Raw genomic sequence first — 14,076 nt, 5'->3', positions numbered from 1 at the left:
CAGGCGGTAGAGTAACCGCTGTGGGACATGGAGTCCAGGGCAGGACGACGCCGCCGGCACACCTGGATGCCGACTCGGCCGCCACGGTCGCGGCCACGCTGCAGGCACTGGCCACACCGAGCCGCCTGCGCATCCTCACGCGCCTACGGCACGGCGCGTGCTCGGTCGGCGATCTGGTCGAGGCGGTGGAGATGGAGCAGTCGGCGGTCTCGCATCAGCTCCGCCTGCTGCGCGCCATGGGCCTGGTCACCGCCACCCGCCAGGGCCGCAGCATGATCTACACGCTCTACGACAACCACGTGGCGATGCTGCTCGACGAGGCGGTCTACCACATCGAACACCTCGGGCTGGGCATGAGCGATCCGGCGGTCTAGGGGACGTCTTCGTGCCGCCGCCCGGCACCTGTCATGCGCGCTTCGCCTCGATCAGCGAGACGCCGAGCGGTGGCGGCAGCTGCGTGATCTTCGAGACCGCGAGACCCGCCGTGGCGCACAATGTTTCGAACTCGGCGCGGGTACGCTCGCGGCCGCCGAGATTGACCAGCATGTTGAGATCGCTGATGTACATGTTGCGCGGAACGGAGTCGTCGACGACGTCGGGCAGGATCGGCTCGATGATCAGCACCCGCCCACCCGCGGGCAGCACCCGCTCGATGTGGCCGAGGATGACCGCGGCGCGCTCGTCGTCCCAGTCGTGCATGATGCTCTTGAGCAGATAGAGGTCGGCGCCCGCGGGAGCCGCGGCGAAGAAGTCGCCGGTGACGACCGCGCAGCGCTCGGAAACCCCTTGTGCCGACAGGGTTTCCGCGGCTTGGGCGAGACCTTCCGCCGTGTCGTACAGGATGCCGCGCAGGTCGGGATTCGCGCCCAGGACGGCGGCCAGCAGGGTGCCGTCGCCGCCGCCGATATCGGCCACGGTGGGGAAGTCCGCGAACGCGTAGTGCTGCGGCAGGATTCGGGCCGTGGCCGCGGTGCCCTGCCGCATCGACACGTTGAACTGGGCCGACAGGTGCGGATGGGCGGCCAGGTAGTCGAAGAAGCCGACGCCGAAAATCGTGTCGAAACTGGGCTTTCCGGTCTGCACCGCGGTGCCGAGCTCGCCCCAGGCGGCCTGCATGGCCGGATCGGAGAACATCTGCACGAAGGAATTCAGCGAATCCGGCCGATCGGTGCGCAGCAGGGCGCCCGTGTCGGTGAGCCGGAATCGGCCCGGCTCGGTCTCGGTGAGCAGTCCGAAAGCGGCGAGCGCGCGGCACATCCGGGTTGTCGAGAGATCGTGCGTGCCAATGATTTCGGCGATCTCGGCACCGGATCGCGCACCGTCGCCCAGCGCATCGGCCAGGTGCAGCCGCGCCGCCGTGGCGACCAACTGCCCCGCCATCTGCCCGAACACCAACCCGATGATCTGTCCCCGCTGCTCCGCCGTCGCCATGAAACTTAGCCTAGCCTTACTTACGGCCGCCGACAACGGATTCCGCGCCCGCCCGGTCCGTTCGGACCCGGACCGATGATTTCTCCGGGCCGGAACCGTCTCGGTTGGTATGGACGATGCTCCGCTGCGCGCTCGCGCCGACGAGCGGACCGCCGCCGCCGAGGACGAGTTTCGTGAGCTGGTGGAACCGCATCGCGTCGAGCTGCACGCGCACTGCTATCGGATGCTCGGGTCGGTGCACGATGCCGAGGATGCGCTGCAGGAGACGATGGTGCGGGCCTGGCGGGGGCTGGCGCGGTTCGAGGGGCGCAGCTCGCTGCGGGCGTGGCTGTATCGGATCGCGACCAACGTCTGCCTGACCGCGCTGGAACAGCGGCCGAAGCGGGCGCTGCCGGTCGACCTGTCCCCGGCGGCCGCCGCGGGGGAGATGCCGGGGGATCTGGTCGAGGGGGTGCGGTGGCTCGGACCGTATCCGGATCGGCGGATGGGCCTGCCGTCCGGAGCGGCGGGCCCGGAGGCGCGCTACGAGCTGCGCGAGAGTGTGGAGCTGGCGTTCGTGGCCGCGCTGCAACATCTTCCTGCGACGCAGCGCGCCGCGCTCATCGTGCGGGATGTGCTGGGTTTCTCCGCGCGGGAGGCGGCCGGGCTACTGGGCACGACGACGGCCGCGGTGAACAGCGCCCTGCAGCATGCGCGCGACAACGTGCGGTCACGGATCCCGGAGCGCTCGCAGCAGGCGACGCTGCGGGAGCTGGGGGACCGGCGGGTGGACGGGCTGGTGCGGTCGTTCACCGAGGCGATGGGGCGCGGTGACGTGGACGCGATGGTCGGCCTGCTGACCGAGGATGCGGTCTGGTCGATGCCACCCCTGCCGCAGTGGTACCGCGGACATGCCGCCATCGCGGAATTCCTTGTCGCAGGCCCGTTCACGCGGCGCTGGCGGCACCTACCGGCGACGGCCAACGGCCAGCCCGCCGTCGGGAGTTATCTGTGGGAGGACGACCGGTTCCGGGCCTTCGCCCTGGACGTGCTGACCGTGCGTGACGGCTCGATCGCCGGGATCACCGCATTCCTGGATCCGCCGATATTCGCCGACTTCGGGCTGCCCGATACCGTCGAACCATAGCCGGACCTGCACGCTTGCCGATCCCGGTCATTCGACAGAGGCGATGCGGACCGGCCGGTCCCTACCGTCGTCGACATGACCACGACCCACGCTCCCGAACTGCGCGACTGGCTGCGCGCACACGCCCGCCCCATCACCGGCACCCGGCAGGACCAGCGCGGTGCGGACCTGGCGCCGCTGACCGATTCGATCGCGACCGGGCAGGTGGTCGGGCTCGGCGAATCGACACGCTTCTCCGCGCAGACCTACGGCATCCGCGACCGCATCTTCCGGAACCTGGTGCGCGATCACGGTTTCCGGGCGCTGGCGCTGCAGGACACGGCGCGCGCCGGAGAGCGGCTCGACGACTATGTGACCGGCGGTGCGGCGACCGCCGAACAGGTCGTGGCCGGGATGTGGCGCCCGTGGCGCAGCGCGGAGCTGGTCGACACGCTGACCTGGCTGCGCGCGTTCAACCGGGACCACCCCGACGATCCCGTGCGCATCTTCGGCATCAACCCGACCCGCGCCGAACCGTCGGACTACGACGCCGTGCTCGACTACGTCCGGCGGGCGGCACCGGAGGTGCTCGACGCCGTGGCCGCCCACCTCGACCCGATCCGCACCGCCCACCAGATCGACGAGCATGTCCAGCGGCACCAGGGCATTCACCCCGGGCGGCCGTTCGCCGACCACGCGCGCGACGCCGTCGGGCTGCTCGTCGGTCTGCCCGCCACCGCCGCGCGCGAGACCGCACTGACCCACGCGCGGCTGATCCAGGAATTCCACGAGGGCAGCGTCGCCGGGCGGGGCAGCTTCACGACCGACGAGCAACCGGCGGTCACCGGGATCCTCGACCGGCTCCGGGACACCGGCGCGCGGATCGCGTACTGGGACGGCATCGCCCACACCGCCGCGGCGGCGTTCCGTCTCGGCGGCGGCGAGGAGGAATCGCATGATCTGGGCAGCCGGTTGCGGGCGGCACTCGGTGCCGGGTACGTCTCGATCGGCATCGGCTTCCACCACGGCGATTTCGGTTTCACCGCCGTCCCCGCGCCCGCACCGGATCTGGTCGACGCGCTGCTCGCCACGGTCGATCTGCCCGCGCACTACGTCGACTTGCGCACGGCCGCACCGGAACTCGTTCGGGACTGGCGCGACGCACCGGCCGCCGTGCGGGTGATCAGCGGGGTCTACGACCCTGCCGAGGACGACACGGCCCGCGTGTCCTTCGGCTCGCTCGCCGCCGCCTTCGACGTGCTGGTCCACGTCCGCGAGGCCACCTCGGTCCGCTGGCTCCCGGCGGCCGAGTTCTGAGGCCGCCCGACCACGCGCCGCCCGCTACTGCCGCCGCAGGACCTCACCCGTGATCAGGTCGGCGGCGTGCCAGGCGAGGGCGGTGACGGGGCCGTTGAGGTTGCCGGAGACCATGATCGGGAGCACGGACGCATCGACGACTCGCAGTCCGGACACGCCCCGGACGCGCAGCCGCGGGTCGACCACATCGTCGTCGTCCGGGCCCATGGCGGCGGTACCGATGGCGTGGTAGCCGCAGGCGCCGCCGCCGAGGCAGGCCTCGATGATCTCGGCGTCGGTACCGACCCGCGGGCCGGGCGCGGTTTCGACGCCCACGCGGGAGGCCAGCGGCTCGGTCGCGAACAGCCTGCGCATGGTGCGGAAGGTGTCGACGGCGACCCGCCGATCGTGGTCGGTGGCGAAGTAGTTGGCGGTGATGTCCGGTGCCGCATCGGGATCCGCCGTGGTGATCCGGACGCTGCCGGTGCTGTCGGGCCGCAGCAGGTAGCCGATCGCCATGATGCCCGGTTCGCGTTCGAGGGTCATCTGCTTGCCGGGCCGCTGCGGTGCGATCGACCACGGGCCGATCTGAATCTGCGCATCGGGCCGGTCGAGACCGGGGCGGGATTCGAAGAATCCGACGATATCGTGCCCGGGCCCGGCGAGCGGTCCGCTGCGTGTCGCGAGATACCGTATCCCCGAACGTAATTGACCGGATCGGGTGCCCAGCACGCGGTTGTAGCCGAGGTTTCCGGTGAGCCGGAACTGCAGCACGAAGCAGTGGTGCTCGATCAGCCGGGCGCCGACGCCGGGGCTGTCGACCGCGACCGGGACACCCGCCGAGCGCAGCGTCCGCGCGGGGCCGATCCCGGACAGCTGCAGCAGTTTCGGGGTGGCCAGCGCGCCGCAGCACAGCAGCACCTCGCGGCGGGCGCGATAATCGACCACCCGGCCCTTGCGGCGGCAGCGGACGCCGACGGCGGTGCCGCCTTCCAGCAGCACCCGGTCGGCGACGGTCCGCACCGCGACGGTGAGGTTCGCCCGCCGCTCCACCGGGTGCAGGAACGCGGTGGCGGCGCTGCAGCGGCGGCCGTCGCGGAGGGTGGACATGGCGTAGCCGATGCGTTCGGTGTCCTCCGCGTTGATATCGCGCACCTGTTTCCAGCCGAGGGCGGCGCCGGTGTCGAGGATGTCCTCGAGCAGGGCGTCGGGTCGGCTCGCGGTCGAAAGGCGCAGGGGGCCACCGGATCCGCGGATATCGGAGGCGCCGAAGGGGTTGTCCTCGAGGGTGCGATAGATCGGCAGTATGGTGTCCCAGCCCCAGCCTGGGTTGCCGCGCCGTTCGAGTTCGTCCCAGTCCGCGCGCTGGCCGCGGTTGTAGATCATGCCGTTGATGGCGCTGGAGCCGCCCAATGTCTTGCCGCGCACCCATGTTTCGGCCCGCTGGCCGGTCCCGATCGGCCGGATCGGGTACTGCCAGGTGTGCCGGGGATCGTCGAGGAGTTTGCCGAAGCCCATCGGCATGGTGATCAGCGGGCTGGAGTCGCGGCCACCGGCCTCGACGAGCAGCACGCTCACCCCGGGATCGGCCGAAAGCCTGTGCGCCAGTACACAACCGGCGGGTCCGGCGCCGACGATGACGTAGTCGAATTCCGTCACACTGTTACCCCTGTGCTGCGGTCACCCCGGCCGTCACGCCGCTCCCGGTTCCACTGTGCAGACCCCACGGGACCATCGCAATGCTTTCGGCGACAGCCGAATCGTCGGCGTGCCAACCGTCCACCTACTCACCACGTGTTGGCCTCGATGAGGTGCAGTCCCAGGGCTGTGGCGCGGTGTACGACGGACTTGCCGTCGCGGCGGCTGGTGGTCAGCCGTGCGGCCCGCAGCGCGGCGGCGTGCTCGGACGCCGACGCGGCGCTGATGCCCAGGTGCCGGGCGATATCGCCGGTGGTGTGGTCGTCGGCGAGCAGGCGCAGCACCGCCGATCTCGTGGTGCCGAGGATCGCGGCCAGCGGGTCGGATTCGCCGCCGACCCGGATATCCGCCGTCGCGGGCGCGGAGTACACCAGCAGCAGCGGATGTCCGGGCAGCTCCCCGACCAGCGGCGGACCGGTCCGGAACGCGCTCGGGGTGAGCAGCAGCCCGCGGCCGCCCAGCCGGATCGTGCGCTGCTGTGGGCTGTCGATCTCCAGTGTGCCGTGCCGCCAGCGCGCGCCGGGAACGACGGAGGGCAGCGCCGCGCCGACGCCGTGGCAGGCGAGTTGCCGCCCGTGGCGGACGAGTTCGGCGTGATGCCGGGCCCGGATATCGGCCCAGTAGGGAGCGACCGCGGCGGTGAAGGCGGCGGTGAATGCCTGCTGCAGGATCCGGCACGGCTCCCGATCGCCCGCGGCGACCTGCTGTAACCACCGCGGCGCGCGCTCCGTGCCGCCGTACCACAGCGCCATTTCCGCCCGCGCCCGCGCCGCCGGGAGGCCGCCCATCGTGTCCAGCGCCGCGTCGACGGTCGGATCCAGCGCGGTGGGGGACAGCGCCCCGGAGAAGCCCGCGACGAGTTCGCACAGTGGCCGCGCCGATACCGGCAGCGCGGCCGCCGCCGCGCGCCGCCACCGATCGCCCCAGGGCGCGAGGTGGCCGTGTCGCAGCGCGAGCAGCGCCAGCTTCGTCTCCAGCAGCGGTGCCGGTTCGGGGAGGAGCCGGACCGCCGCGAGATCGTCCGTGGTGAACAGGATCCGCAGCATCGCCGCCCCCTGATCGTGCATCTGCTCGGTTCTCGAGGCCGAGCACCATCCTGTCACCACCGGGTGCCCGGCACCAGGCACCCGGCCGCGCTAGGGCTGGATCAGCTGCCAGTCGGAGGGCAGGCCGTCGACCTTGACCGTGGTGCCCTTGGCCTGGATGTTCACCGTGGCCGGTCCCAGCCGCAGATCCGACAGCCGGACCCGGCCCGCGCGGTCGGGCAGGCGCGGCGCGAGGGTCAGGGTGCGGCGCGGGACGTCGGGCTGCAGCCCGAGGAACGACCGCATGAGCAGCAGCGTCGAGGCGCTGGCCCAGGCCTGCGGCGAACACGAGGTCGGGTACGGCACCGGCGACGGGAAGCCGGTCCGCTCGAAGCCGCAGAACAGCTCCGGCGGGCGGGCCCCGAACGCCAGGATCGCCTCCAGCAGGCCACCGGCGAGCCGTTCGGCCAGCTCCGCAGCGCCCGGAATGTGCTGGTAACGCAGCAGACCGGCGACGGCGATCGCGGTGTCGTGCGGCCACACCGAGCCGTTGTGATAGCTCATCGGGTTGTAGCGGCCCATGCGCGAGGACAGGGTGCGCAGCCCGAAGCCGCAGTCCATGCCCTCGTTCGCCAGCCGGTCGACCAGGATCGCGGCGTGCTCGTCGTCGACGATGCCCGTCCACAGGCAGTGCCCGACATTGCTCGACAGCGCGTCGACCTGGTTCTTCTTACCGTCCAGCGCGAGCGCGTACCACCCCGACCCGGGCAGCCAGAAGGCCTCGGCGAACCGCTGTTTCAGCTCCGCGGCCTGGCCGCGCAGCCGGCTCGCGGTCACGGTGTCGCCGAATGCCTCGGCCATCTCGGCGCGGCCCTGCCGCGCGGCGTACACGTAGCCCTGCACCTCGCACAGCGCGATGGGCGGGTCGGCGAGGTGACCGTCGGCGAAATTGATGGAGTCCCAGCTGTCCTTCCATCCCTGATTCGCCAGTCCCTGTTCGGTTTTGCGGCGGTACTCCACGAAACCGTCGCTGTCGCTGTCGCCGTAGTGGTCGATCCACGACAGCGCCGCATCGGCCGCGGGCAGCAGGGCCTTGATCGCCGTCTCGTCGGCGCCCCAGCGGCGGCATTCGGCCAGCAGCATGACGAAAAGCGGTGTGGCGTCGACGGTTCCGTAGTAGACGGTGCCGCCGAGCACCTCGTCCCCGGCCGGGCCGTGCCGCATCTCGTGCATGATGCGGCCGGGTTCCTCCTCGGTGATCGGATTCACCTGTGTGCCTTGCAGATTCGCCAGCTGCTGCAGCGTCCCCATGGCCAGGTCGGAGTCCAGCGGCAGCGCCATCCAGGAGGTGAGCAGGCTGTCGCGCCCGAACAGCGTCATGAACCACGGCGCCCCCGCGGCCACGTACGTCGGCGAGCCCGGGCCCTGGTCGTCGATGCGCAGCGCGCCCAGGTCGCTCTCGGTGCGCTGCAGGATCGAGGTGATGCCCGGATCGCTGGCGGTGAGGGTGGTGGCGGTGGCCCGCCACTGTTTGATCTTGAAGGTGGGGCTGTCCTGGTCGTCGTCGCCGAAGTTGGTCTCGATCGCGCGGTGGCCGACGATCGGCTGGCAGCACACGGTGGTCTGCCACTGTCCGCGCGGCGGGACGACGATCTGCCAGCTCAGCGTGCCCGCGTGCGTCGCGGGGTTGCCGTCGGCCCGGATGGTCAGGCCGCGGCCCGGGTCCTGCCGGTCGCTCAGATGTAGCTCGTGGTCGCCCGCGGCGAGTTCGCAGCCGCTGTTCTGGACCTGTCCGGCCTTGACGGCGAACAGGTCCGCGAAGTCGGAGTCGGCGGTCAGCGTCACCGTCATCGCGGTGGCCTCCTCGCCGAGGTTGTGCACCACGATGATCTCGCGCATGCCGTCGCCGATCATGCGGCGGCGCAGCACCAGCACCGTGCTGTCGGCGACGCCCTGGCGCGGCAGCTTGCGCAACACGAACCGCGCCCGGAACGCCTCGGGGGTGAGCACCGAGAGATGTTCGGGCAGATGGCCGTCCAGCCGCAGCTCCCAGCGGGATATGACGCGGGCGTCGCGGTAGAACAGCCCCTGCGACGTGCCGGCGTGGATATCGCCGAGATGGTCGGACAGGCAGAACGTGCTGGCCTCGACGAGGGTCACGGTGCCGCCGCCCCCGCCGTTCACCGGCACCGGCGGACCGGCGTTGAAGATCTCGTTCATGAGCGACCCTCCCAGAGCCTGGGGGTCGGTTCGATCACGTGTTCCGGGCGCATGCTCGCTCCTGCGGGTACTGGTGGACCTGCCGTGGGTCGAACTCAACTCAGGGTAGCCGAACCGATACCGCACGGTATGCGGTTGCTCCCGTGTTGCCGCAATCGGATATGGCGGCTCGCCGGACGTACGGCGACTCCCTACCATCGAGACATGGACAACGACGGGGCGGCGGCAGAGGTGCGCACGGTCGCGCTCGACTGGGCGCGGGCCGTGGTCTCCGACGACGCCGACCGCATCGCGGCGTTCATGGCCGCGGACTGGGTGATGGTGTCCGCCACGGGAATTGCCACCCGGGAGCAGTTCCTGGCGCTGGTGGAATCCGGTGACCTCACCCACGCGGCGATGACCGCGGCGAGCGAGCCGCGGATCCGGGTCTACGGCGATACCGCCGTCTACATCGCGCGGGTCACCAATACCGCCCACTACCGGGGCCGCCGCCACGACGCCGACGAATGGACCACGGACGTGTTCGTGCGCCGCGAGGGGCGGTGGCGGCGCGTGGCCTCCCACGTCACCGACGTGGCGCCGGGCTGAGAGCCGGGCCCGCCGCCCGGGTACGGTGGGATTCGATATGGCCACCTTCGAATACCGACATCCGATCTGACGGCCGTGGTGCTGATCGGGCGAGAACACGCTGCCGGACAGCTGCGGGAAGCGCTGCGGCGCACCACGAGTCACGGCGGGCTCGTGCTCGTAACCGGCGAGGCGGGCATCGGCAAGACCACGCTCGTCACCGAGATCGTGGGCGAGTTCGACGCGGATTCCGCGCTGGTGCTCACGGCGACGGCGTGGAGCGGCGACGGGGCACCGGGATTCTGGCCGTGGGTGCAGGTGCTGCGCGGGCTGCGCCGGGCGGCCACGCCGGACCAGTGGGCGGCTCTGGACGCGGCGGCGGGCAACGCCCTGTCGGTGCTGATCGGCGACTGCGCGGCGGACGAGGACGGCGCCAGCCTGTTCCGGATCGGCGATGCGGTGACCGAGGCCCTGGTCGCGGCGTGTGCGCGGCGGCCGGTGATCGTCGTGATCGACGATCTGCACCGCGCGGATCCGGCGTCGGTCGGGGTGCTGGCCTTCGTCGCCCGGCACACCTGGTTCGAGCGGCTGACCCTCGTCGCCGCGCTGCGCGACAACGAGGTCGCCGCGCCCGGCCATCCGCTGCGCGATGCGATCGCGGAGCTCCGGCACACCGCGCGCAGCATCGATCTCACCGGCCTCGGCGTGGACGAGATCGGCGAATTGGCCACCGCCACAACGGGTCACCGGCCCCCGGCCCCCGTCGTGCGGATGCTGCACTCGCTCACCGGCGGAAATCCGTTCGCCGCCGAGGAGGCCGCCCGGCTCTGGCACGCGGGCACCCGCTTCGACGCCGACCCGGACGAGAACGCCCCCGCGACACCGGATCTCGCGGTCGGCCACATCCTCGACACCCGCCTGGCCCTACTACCCCCCGGCGTCGTGGACCTCCTCTCCACCGCCGCCCTCCTGGGCGGCGAATTCGACACCACCGTCCTCACCTCCGTCACCGCGGCACTCGCAACGAGCGAAGCGGCCGCACCGACGGCATCGGCCACGACTCCGCACCGTGCCGCGTCGGCCGAGGCGCTCGCAGCCTCCGACGCCGCTGGCTTGCCGGAGGCATCCACACACGCTCACTCGGCTGTTCCTGCGGCCACGGGCGAGACGCTCGTCCCTGGCCACGCGGTGGGTCCGGCGAATGTGTCCGCCGCGCTCACCGCCGCCGCCGCGGCGCGGCTGATCGCGCCCCTGGCCGGTGGCCGCTACCGGTTCACGCACGATTTGATTCGCGAGGCGCTGGCCCACCGGATCGACGCCGGGTGGGCGCGGCGGCGGCACGCGGCCATCGTCGCGGTCTTGCGTGCCGCCGGTGCGGCACCCGGGGCCGTCGCTCAGCACGCCTACCTCGCCGCCGATGCCGTCGCCGCCGACGAACGGATTCGCTTGCTGCTCAGCGCGGCTCGCGATGCCACCGGCAGGTTGGCGGCCGCCGAGGCGGCGCAGCACTACCGCCGCGCGGCGACGCTGATCCCCGCCGACGACGGCCGCCTGCGCGGTGAGGTCGCCCTCGGATTGGCGCACGCCCTCACCGATGCGGGCGAACTCGACGATGCCCGCGGTGCCTTCGAGTCGGTGCTGGCCGACCCGGCGCACTCCACCGCGCCGGAACTGTTCGCCCGGGCCGTGCTCGGCCTCGACGAACTCGGCATCCCGAACGCCGAATTCGATGCCGACCGCGAACTCGGGCGTATCGATCGCGCCCACCACCTGCTGCTCGGCGAGCACGGCGCCACCCACCCGCTCGATGTCCGCCTGCGCGCCGCGGCGCTGCGGGTCGGGGTGCACACCGGCCGCTCGCGGTCGCCGGAGGGTGCCGAGCGCACCGCCGCCGACAGTCGCGAGGTGCTGCGGCTGGCGCGCGAGTCGGGCGACGATGCCGCGCTGGCGGCGAGCCTGCTGGCCCGCCACGACGCCATCTGGCGGCCGGGGACCGCCACGGACCGGCTGACGCTCGCCAATGAGCTGGTCACCGTCGGGAACCGGTTGCGCCGCGAGGAAATTCACCTCAACGGGGCACTGCTGCGCTGCGTCGCACTGCTGGAACTGGGCGATCCGCGCGTCCACGCCGAACTGGCGGCGTTCGCCGTGCGGGCCGATCGGTCCCGGCTGCCGCGATTCCGGTTCGTGGCGCTGTCGCGGACCGGCGCGCTGGCGCTGCTGACCGGGCGGTTCGCCGAGGCCCGCGCCGATATCGACGGCGCGTACACGCTGGGGGAGCGGCTGGGGGAGGTGGACCGGGTGCCGCTGTGGCTGGAGCAGCGCTGGGCGCTGGCGGTGCAGACCGGCGATCCGGAGGGCGCCGCCGAACTCGTCGACCGCTATTACACGATGGCGGGCTCGTACACGGCGGTGACCGATGTCGTCACCTCCGCGCTGCGGGGCGATCTCGAGCGGGTCCGGTTGCGGCTCACCGACGTCGAGGAACTCTACGACCACTATCCCCGCCACTTCCACGCCGGTGTCCTGGTGGCGCAGGCGCATGCCGCGCTGGCCCTCGACGATGCCGCGCTGCGGGAGTCGGTGCGCGAGCGGCTGGCTCCGCTGCGGGACTACTGGGCCGTGGTGGCGGGCGGGGGCGTCGTCTACGGCCCGTACGCGTATTGGCTGGGTCGGCTGGCGGCCGCGGCGGGCGAACAGCGTTGTGCCGCCGACGATCTGCGCGCGGCCGCCGACACCGCCCGCCGGATGCGAGCGCGGCCGTGGGCCGAGGCGGCGGAGCGGCAACTGCGGCTGCTGGCCCACGGCCACCCCGACCCGGTCGCCCCGGTGGCGGCGAATCCGGTGCCCGACAACGTATTCCGCCGCGACGGCGCGGTGTGGACAGTGCGGTTCGCCGGTCGCACCCTGCACCTGCCCGACGCCAAGGGGCTGCGCGATCTGCACCTGCTGCTGTCGCATCCCGATCACGACATCCCCTCGCTCGAACTGCTCGGCACCCCGGGCGATCCGGCCCTGCGGGCGGCGCAATTCCTCGGCGCCGCACCGGTTCTCGATGCCGAGGCCAAGGCCGCCTACCGCCGTCGCCTCACCACCCTGGATGCCGAGATCGACCGCGCCACCGAGCGCGGCGACGACGACCGCGCCGCCGACCTGGATCGCGAGCGCGCCGCGCTGCTGGCCGAACTGCGCGGCGCCGCGGGGCTGGCGGGGCGCACCCGGCGGCTGGGCGACGACGCCGAACGGGCCCGCAAGACGGTCTCCGCCCGCGTCCGCGACACCCTGCGCCGCCTGGACCGCGAACATCCCGAACTGGCCGAGCACCTGCGCGCCGCGGTATCCCTCGGCATCCTCTGCCGCTACCACCCCCACCGCGAGATCGACTGGGCGCTGTGATCCCGCTCTCATACGCCGCCGAATCCAGCGCTGCGAGATCGGATCTCGCGCCTTCGGGGTAGGAGCGAAAGGAGCACATCATGAAGCAGATCGCAGCGAATCTGTGGGAGACCGAGACCGAGAATCCGTTCCCGGGGCTGACGACCCGCGCCTACCTGTGGACGCGGCCGGAGGGGAATGTGCTGTTCTACAACACCACCCATGCCGCGGAACTGGACCGCATGGAAGAACTGGGCGGGGTGGCGGACCAGTACCTGAGCCATCAGGACGAGATCACCGCCACGCTGGCCACCATCCGGGAACGGTTCGGCGCGAAACTGCACATCCACAAGGGCGACGCCGAGCATGTCACTCAGACTCCGGTCGACGACGCGTTCGATGCCCGGCACACCGCGGCCGCCGGATTCGAGGTGATCCCCACGCCGGGCCATACTCCCGGTAGCGCGTGCTATCTGGCCACCATTTCCGGTCGGCGCTACCTGTTCACCGGTGACACCCTGGTCCGCAACCCCGAGGGCAGGTGGTGGGCCGGATATCTGGAGGGCCACAGCGACCGCGACACCCTGCTCGCCTCGCTGAGCGTGCTGGCGGAGCTGACCCCGGATGTCGTCGTCTCCAGCGCGTTCATGGGCGATTCGGGCGTCACCGAACTGGGCGACCGCACCTGGGCCGACTGCGTGGCCGAGGCCCGGGCGCCCCTGGCCGCGGGCGAAACGCCCGAGTGGGGCTGAGCGCGGCGGAAGGGCGGGCCGCTGTATTGGCCCCCGCTGTATTGCCCCGCCACAGCAACGCCGGAAGGGGGCCGCTCTGTTGCCCCCGCCACAGCAACGCCGGACCAACCTGTCTTGACCGGGGGCGATGGGATCGATGTCGGTTGTTTTGTTTCGGAATCCGTGTGTTGGCTACTCGGGAGAGAACGCACTGCCGACCGAGACTCCCACGACAGCGGGAAGGAACCCGACAATGCTGATGCTCACCCCCACCGCCATCGACGTCGTTCGAACGATCACATCCGCGGAGGGCACACCGCAGGGCGCGGGCCTGCGGATCTTCACCGAGGACGGCGCCGAGACCCTGCAGCTGGCCCTCGCCGCCGAACCCGCCGAGCAGGACCAGGTGGTGACCGCGGAGGGCTCCCGGATCTTCCTCGACCAGCAGGCCGCGGCCTTCCTGGACGACAAGATCCTCGACGCCGGGGTCGACGGCAACGGTCAGAGCAGCTTCGTCCTGGGCACCCAGGACGGCAACGCCCCGACCGAGTGATCCGGCCCCGCGCACCCCACCACCGGGGGGGGCGCGGCGGGCGGGGCGCGACCCCCCCAGAAGCGGGTGATGTAA

General features: G+C 71.7%; 11 protein-coding genes. 7 read left to right on the top strand and 4 right to left on the bottom strand.

From position 1 onward, the window contains the following. Window positions 1-20: 20 nt before the first annotated feature. Window positions 21-374, top strand: a complete 354-nt coding sequence (locus QH290_RS25200; RefSeq protein WP_280385563.1) for an ArsR/SmtB family transcription factor — start codon at window positions 21-23, stop codon at window positions 372-374. A gap of 31 nt (window positions 375-405) precedes the next feature. On the opposite strand, the gene QH290_RS25195 is transcribed toward QH290_RS25200, so the two are convergent. Continuing rightward, complete coding sequence (locus QH290_RS25195) at window positions 406-1,431, bottom strand: methyltransferase (RefSeq protein WP_280385560.1); 1,026 nt, start codon at window positions 1,429-1,431, stop codon at window positions 406-408. A 109-nt stretch (window positions 1,432-1,540) separates the two neighbouring features. Here QH290_RS25195 and QH290_RS25190 point away from each other — a divergent pair, with 109 nt between their 5' ends. Further along, the gene (locus QH290_RS25190) at window positions 1,541-2,557 is read left to right on the top strand and encodes a sigma-70 family RNA polymerase sigma factor (protein ID WP_280385558.1); all 1,017 of its coding nucleotides are present in this window, start codon (window positions 1,541-1,543) and stop codon (window positions 2,555-2,557) included. A 75-nt stretch (window positions 2,558-2,632) separates the two neighbouring features. Then, the gene (locus QH290_RS25185; RefSeq protein ID WP_280385556.1) at window positions 2,633-3,853 is read left to right on the top strand and encodes an erythromycin esterase family protein; all 1,221 of its coding nucleotides are present in this window, start codon (window positions 2,633-2,635) and stop codon (window positions 3,851-3,853) included. 24 nt (window positions 3,854-3,877) lie between these two features. On the opposite strand, the gene QH290_RS25180 is transcribed toward QH290_RS25185, so the two are convergent. From QH290_RS25180 to QH290_RS25170, 3 genes are all read right to left on the bottom strand, one after another. After that, window positions 3,878-5,491 carry a GMC family oxidoreductase gene (locus QH290_RS25180; RefSeq protein ID WP_280385553.1) on the bottom strand — a complete coding sequence of 538 codons (1,614 nt, stop codon included), beginning with the start codon at window positions 5,489-5,491 and terminating at the stop codon, window positions 3,878-3,880. Window positions 5,492-5,619: 128 nt separating this feature from the next. Further along, window positions 5,620-6,576 carry an ArsR family transcriptional regulator gene (locus QH290_RS25175; RefSeq protein ID WP_280385590.1) on the bottom strand — a complete coding sequence of 319 codons (957 nt, stop codon included), beginning with the start codon at window positions 6,574-6,576 and terminating at the stop codon, window positions 5,620-5,622. A gap of 90 nt (window positions 6,577-6,666) precedes the next feature. Continuing rightward, window positions 6,667-8,775: an amylo-alpha-1,6-glucosidase gene (locus QH290_RS25170; RefSeq protein WP_280385551.1), complete on the bottom strand. Its 2,109-nt coding sequence runs from the start codon at window positions 8,773-8,775 to the stop codon at window positions 6,667-6,669. Between the two features lie 204 nt (window positions 8,776-8,979). Here QH290_RS25170 and QH290_RS25165 point away from each other — a divergent pair, with 204 nt between their 5' ends. The 4 genes from QH290_RS25165 (at window position 8,980) to QH290_RS25150 (ending at window position 14,001) form a co-directional block, all read left to right on the top strand. Beyond that, complete coding sequence (locus QH290_RS25165) at window positions 8,980-9,363, top strand: nuclear transport factor 2 family protein (protein ID WP_280385549.1); 384 nt, start codon at window positions 8,980-8,982, stop codon at window positions 9,361-9,363. A gap of 78 nt (window positions 9,364-9,441) precedes the next feature. After that, the gene (locus QH290_RS25160; protein ID WP_280385548.1) at window positions 9,442-12,738 is read left to right on the top strand and encodes an ATP-binding protein; all 3,297 of its coding nucleotides are present in this window, start codon (window positions 9,442-9,444) and stop codon (window positions 12,736-12,738) included. A gap of 80 nt (window positions 12,739-12,818) precedes the next feature. Next, window positions 12,819-13,469 carry an MBL fold metallo-hydrolase gene (locus tag QH290_RS25155; RefSeq protein ID WP_280385546.1) on the top strand — a complete coding sequence of 217 codons (651 nt, stop codon included), beginning with the start codon at window positions 12,819-12,821 and terminating at the stop codon, window positions 13,467-13,469. Window positions 13,470-13,701: 232 nt separating this feature from the next. Next, on the top strand, window positions 13,702-14,001 hold the full coding sequence (locus QH290_RS25150) for a hypothetical protein (RefSeq protein ID WP_280265122.1): 300 nt from the start codon (window positions 13,702-13,704) through the stop codon (window positions 13,999-14,001). Window positions 14,002-14,076: the final 75 nt, after the last annotated feature.

Source organism: Nocardia wallacei, from assembly GCF_029869545.1.
GTDB lineage: Bacteria > Actinomycetota > Actinomycetes > Mycobacteriales > Mycobacteriaceae > Nocardia > Nocardia wallacei_A.
The sequence above is the reverse complement of the archived record's forward strand: the minus strand, read 5'-3'. Positions and strand labels throughout refer to the sequence as shown.

Excerpts from the sequence above, each read along its gene's own strand:
- QH290_RS25165 (WP_280385549.1), top strand. The coding sequence starts at position 8,980 with ATGGACAACGACGGGGCGGCGGCAGAGGTGCGCACGGTCGCGCTCGAC.
- QH290_RS25185 (WP_280385556.1), top strand. The coding sequence starts at position 2,633 with ATGACCACGACCCACGCTCCCGAACTGCGCGACTGGCTGCGCGCACAC.
- QH290_RS25195 (WP_280385560.1), bottom strand. The coding sequence starts at position 1,431 with ATGGCGACGGCGGAGCAGCGGGGACAGATCATCGGGTTGGTGTTCGGG.
- QH290_RS25190 (WP_280385558.1), top strand. The coding sequence starts at position 1,541 with ATGGACGATGCTCCGCTGCGCGCTCGCGCCGACGAGCGGACCGCCGCC.
- QH290_RS25170 (WP_280385551.1), bottom strand. The coding sequence starts at position 8,775 with ATGAACGAGATCTTCAACGCCGGTCCGCCGGTGCCGGTGAACGGCGGG.
- QH290_RS25175 (WP_280385590.1), bottom strand. The coding sequence starts at position 6,576 with ATGCTGCGGATCCTGTTCACCACGGACGATCTCGCGGCGGTCCGGCTC.
- QH290_RS25150 (WP_280265122.1), top strand. The coding sequence starts at position 13,702 with ATGCTGATGCTCACCCCCACCGCCATCGACGTCGTTCGAACGATCACA.
- QH290_RS25155 (WP_280385546.1), top strand. The coding sequence starts at position 12,819 with ATGAAGCAGATCGCAGCGAATCTGTGGGAGACCGAGACCGAGAATCCG.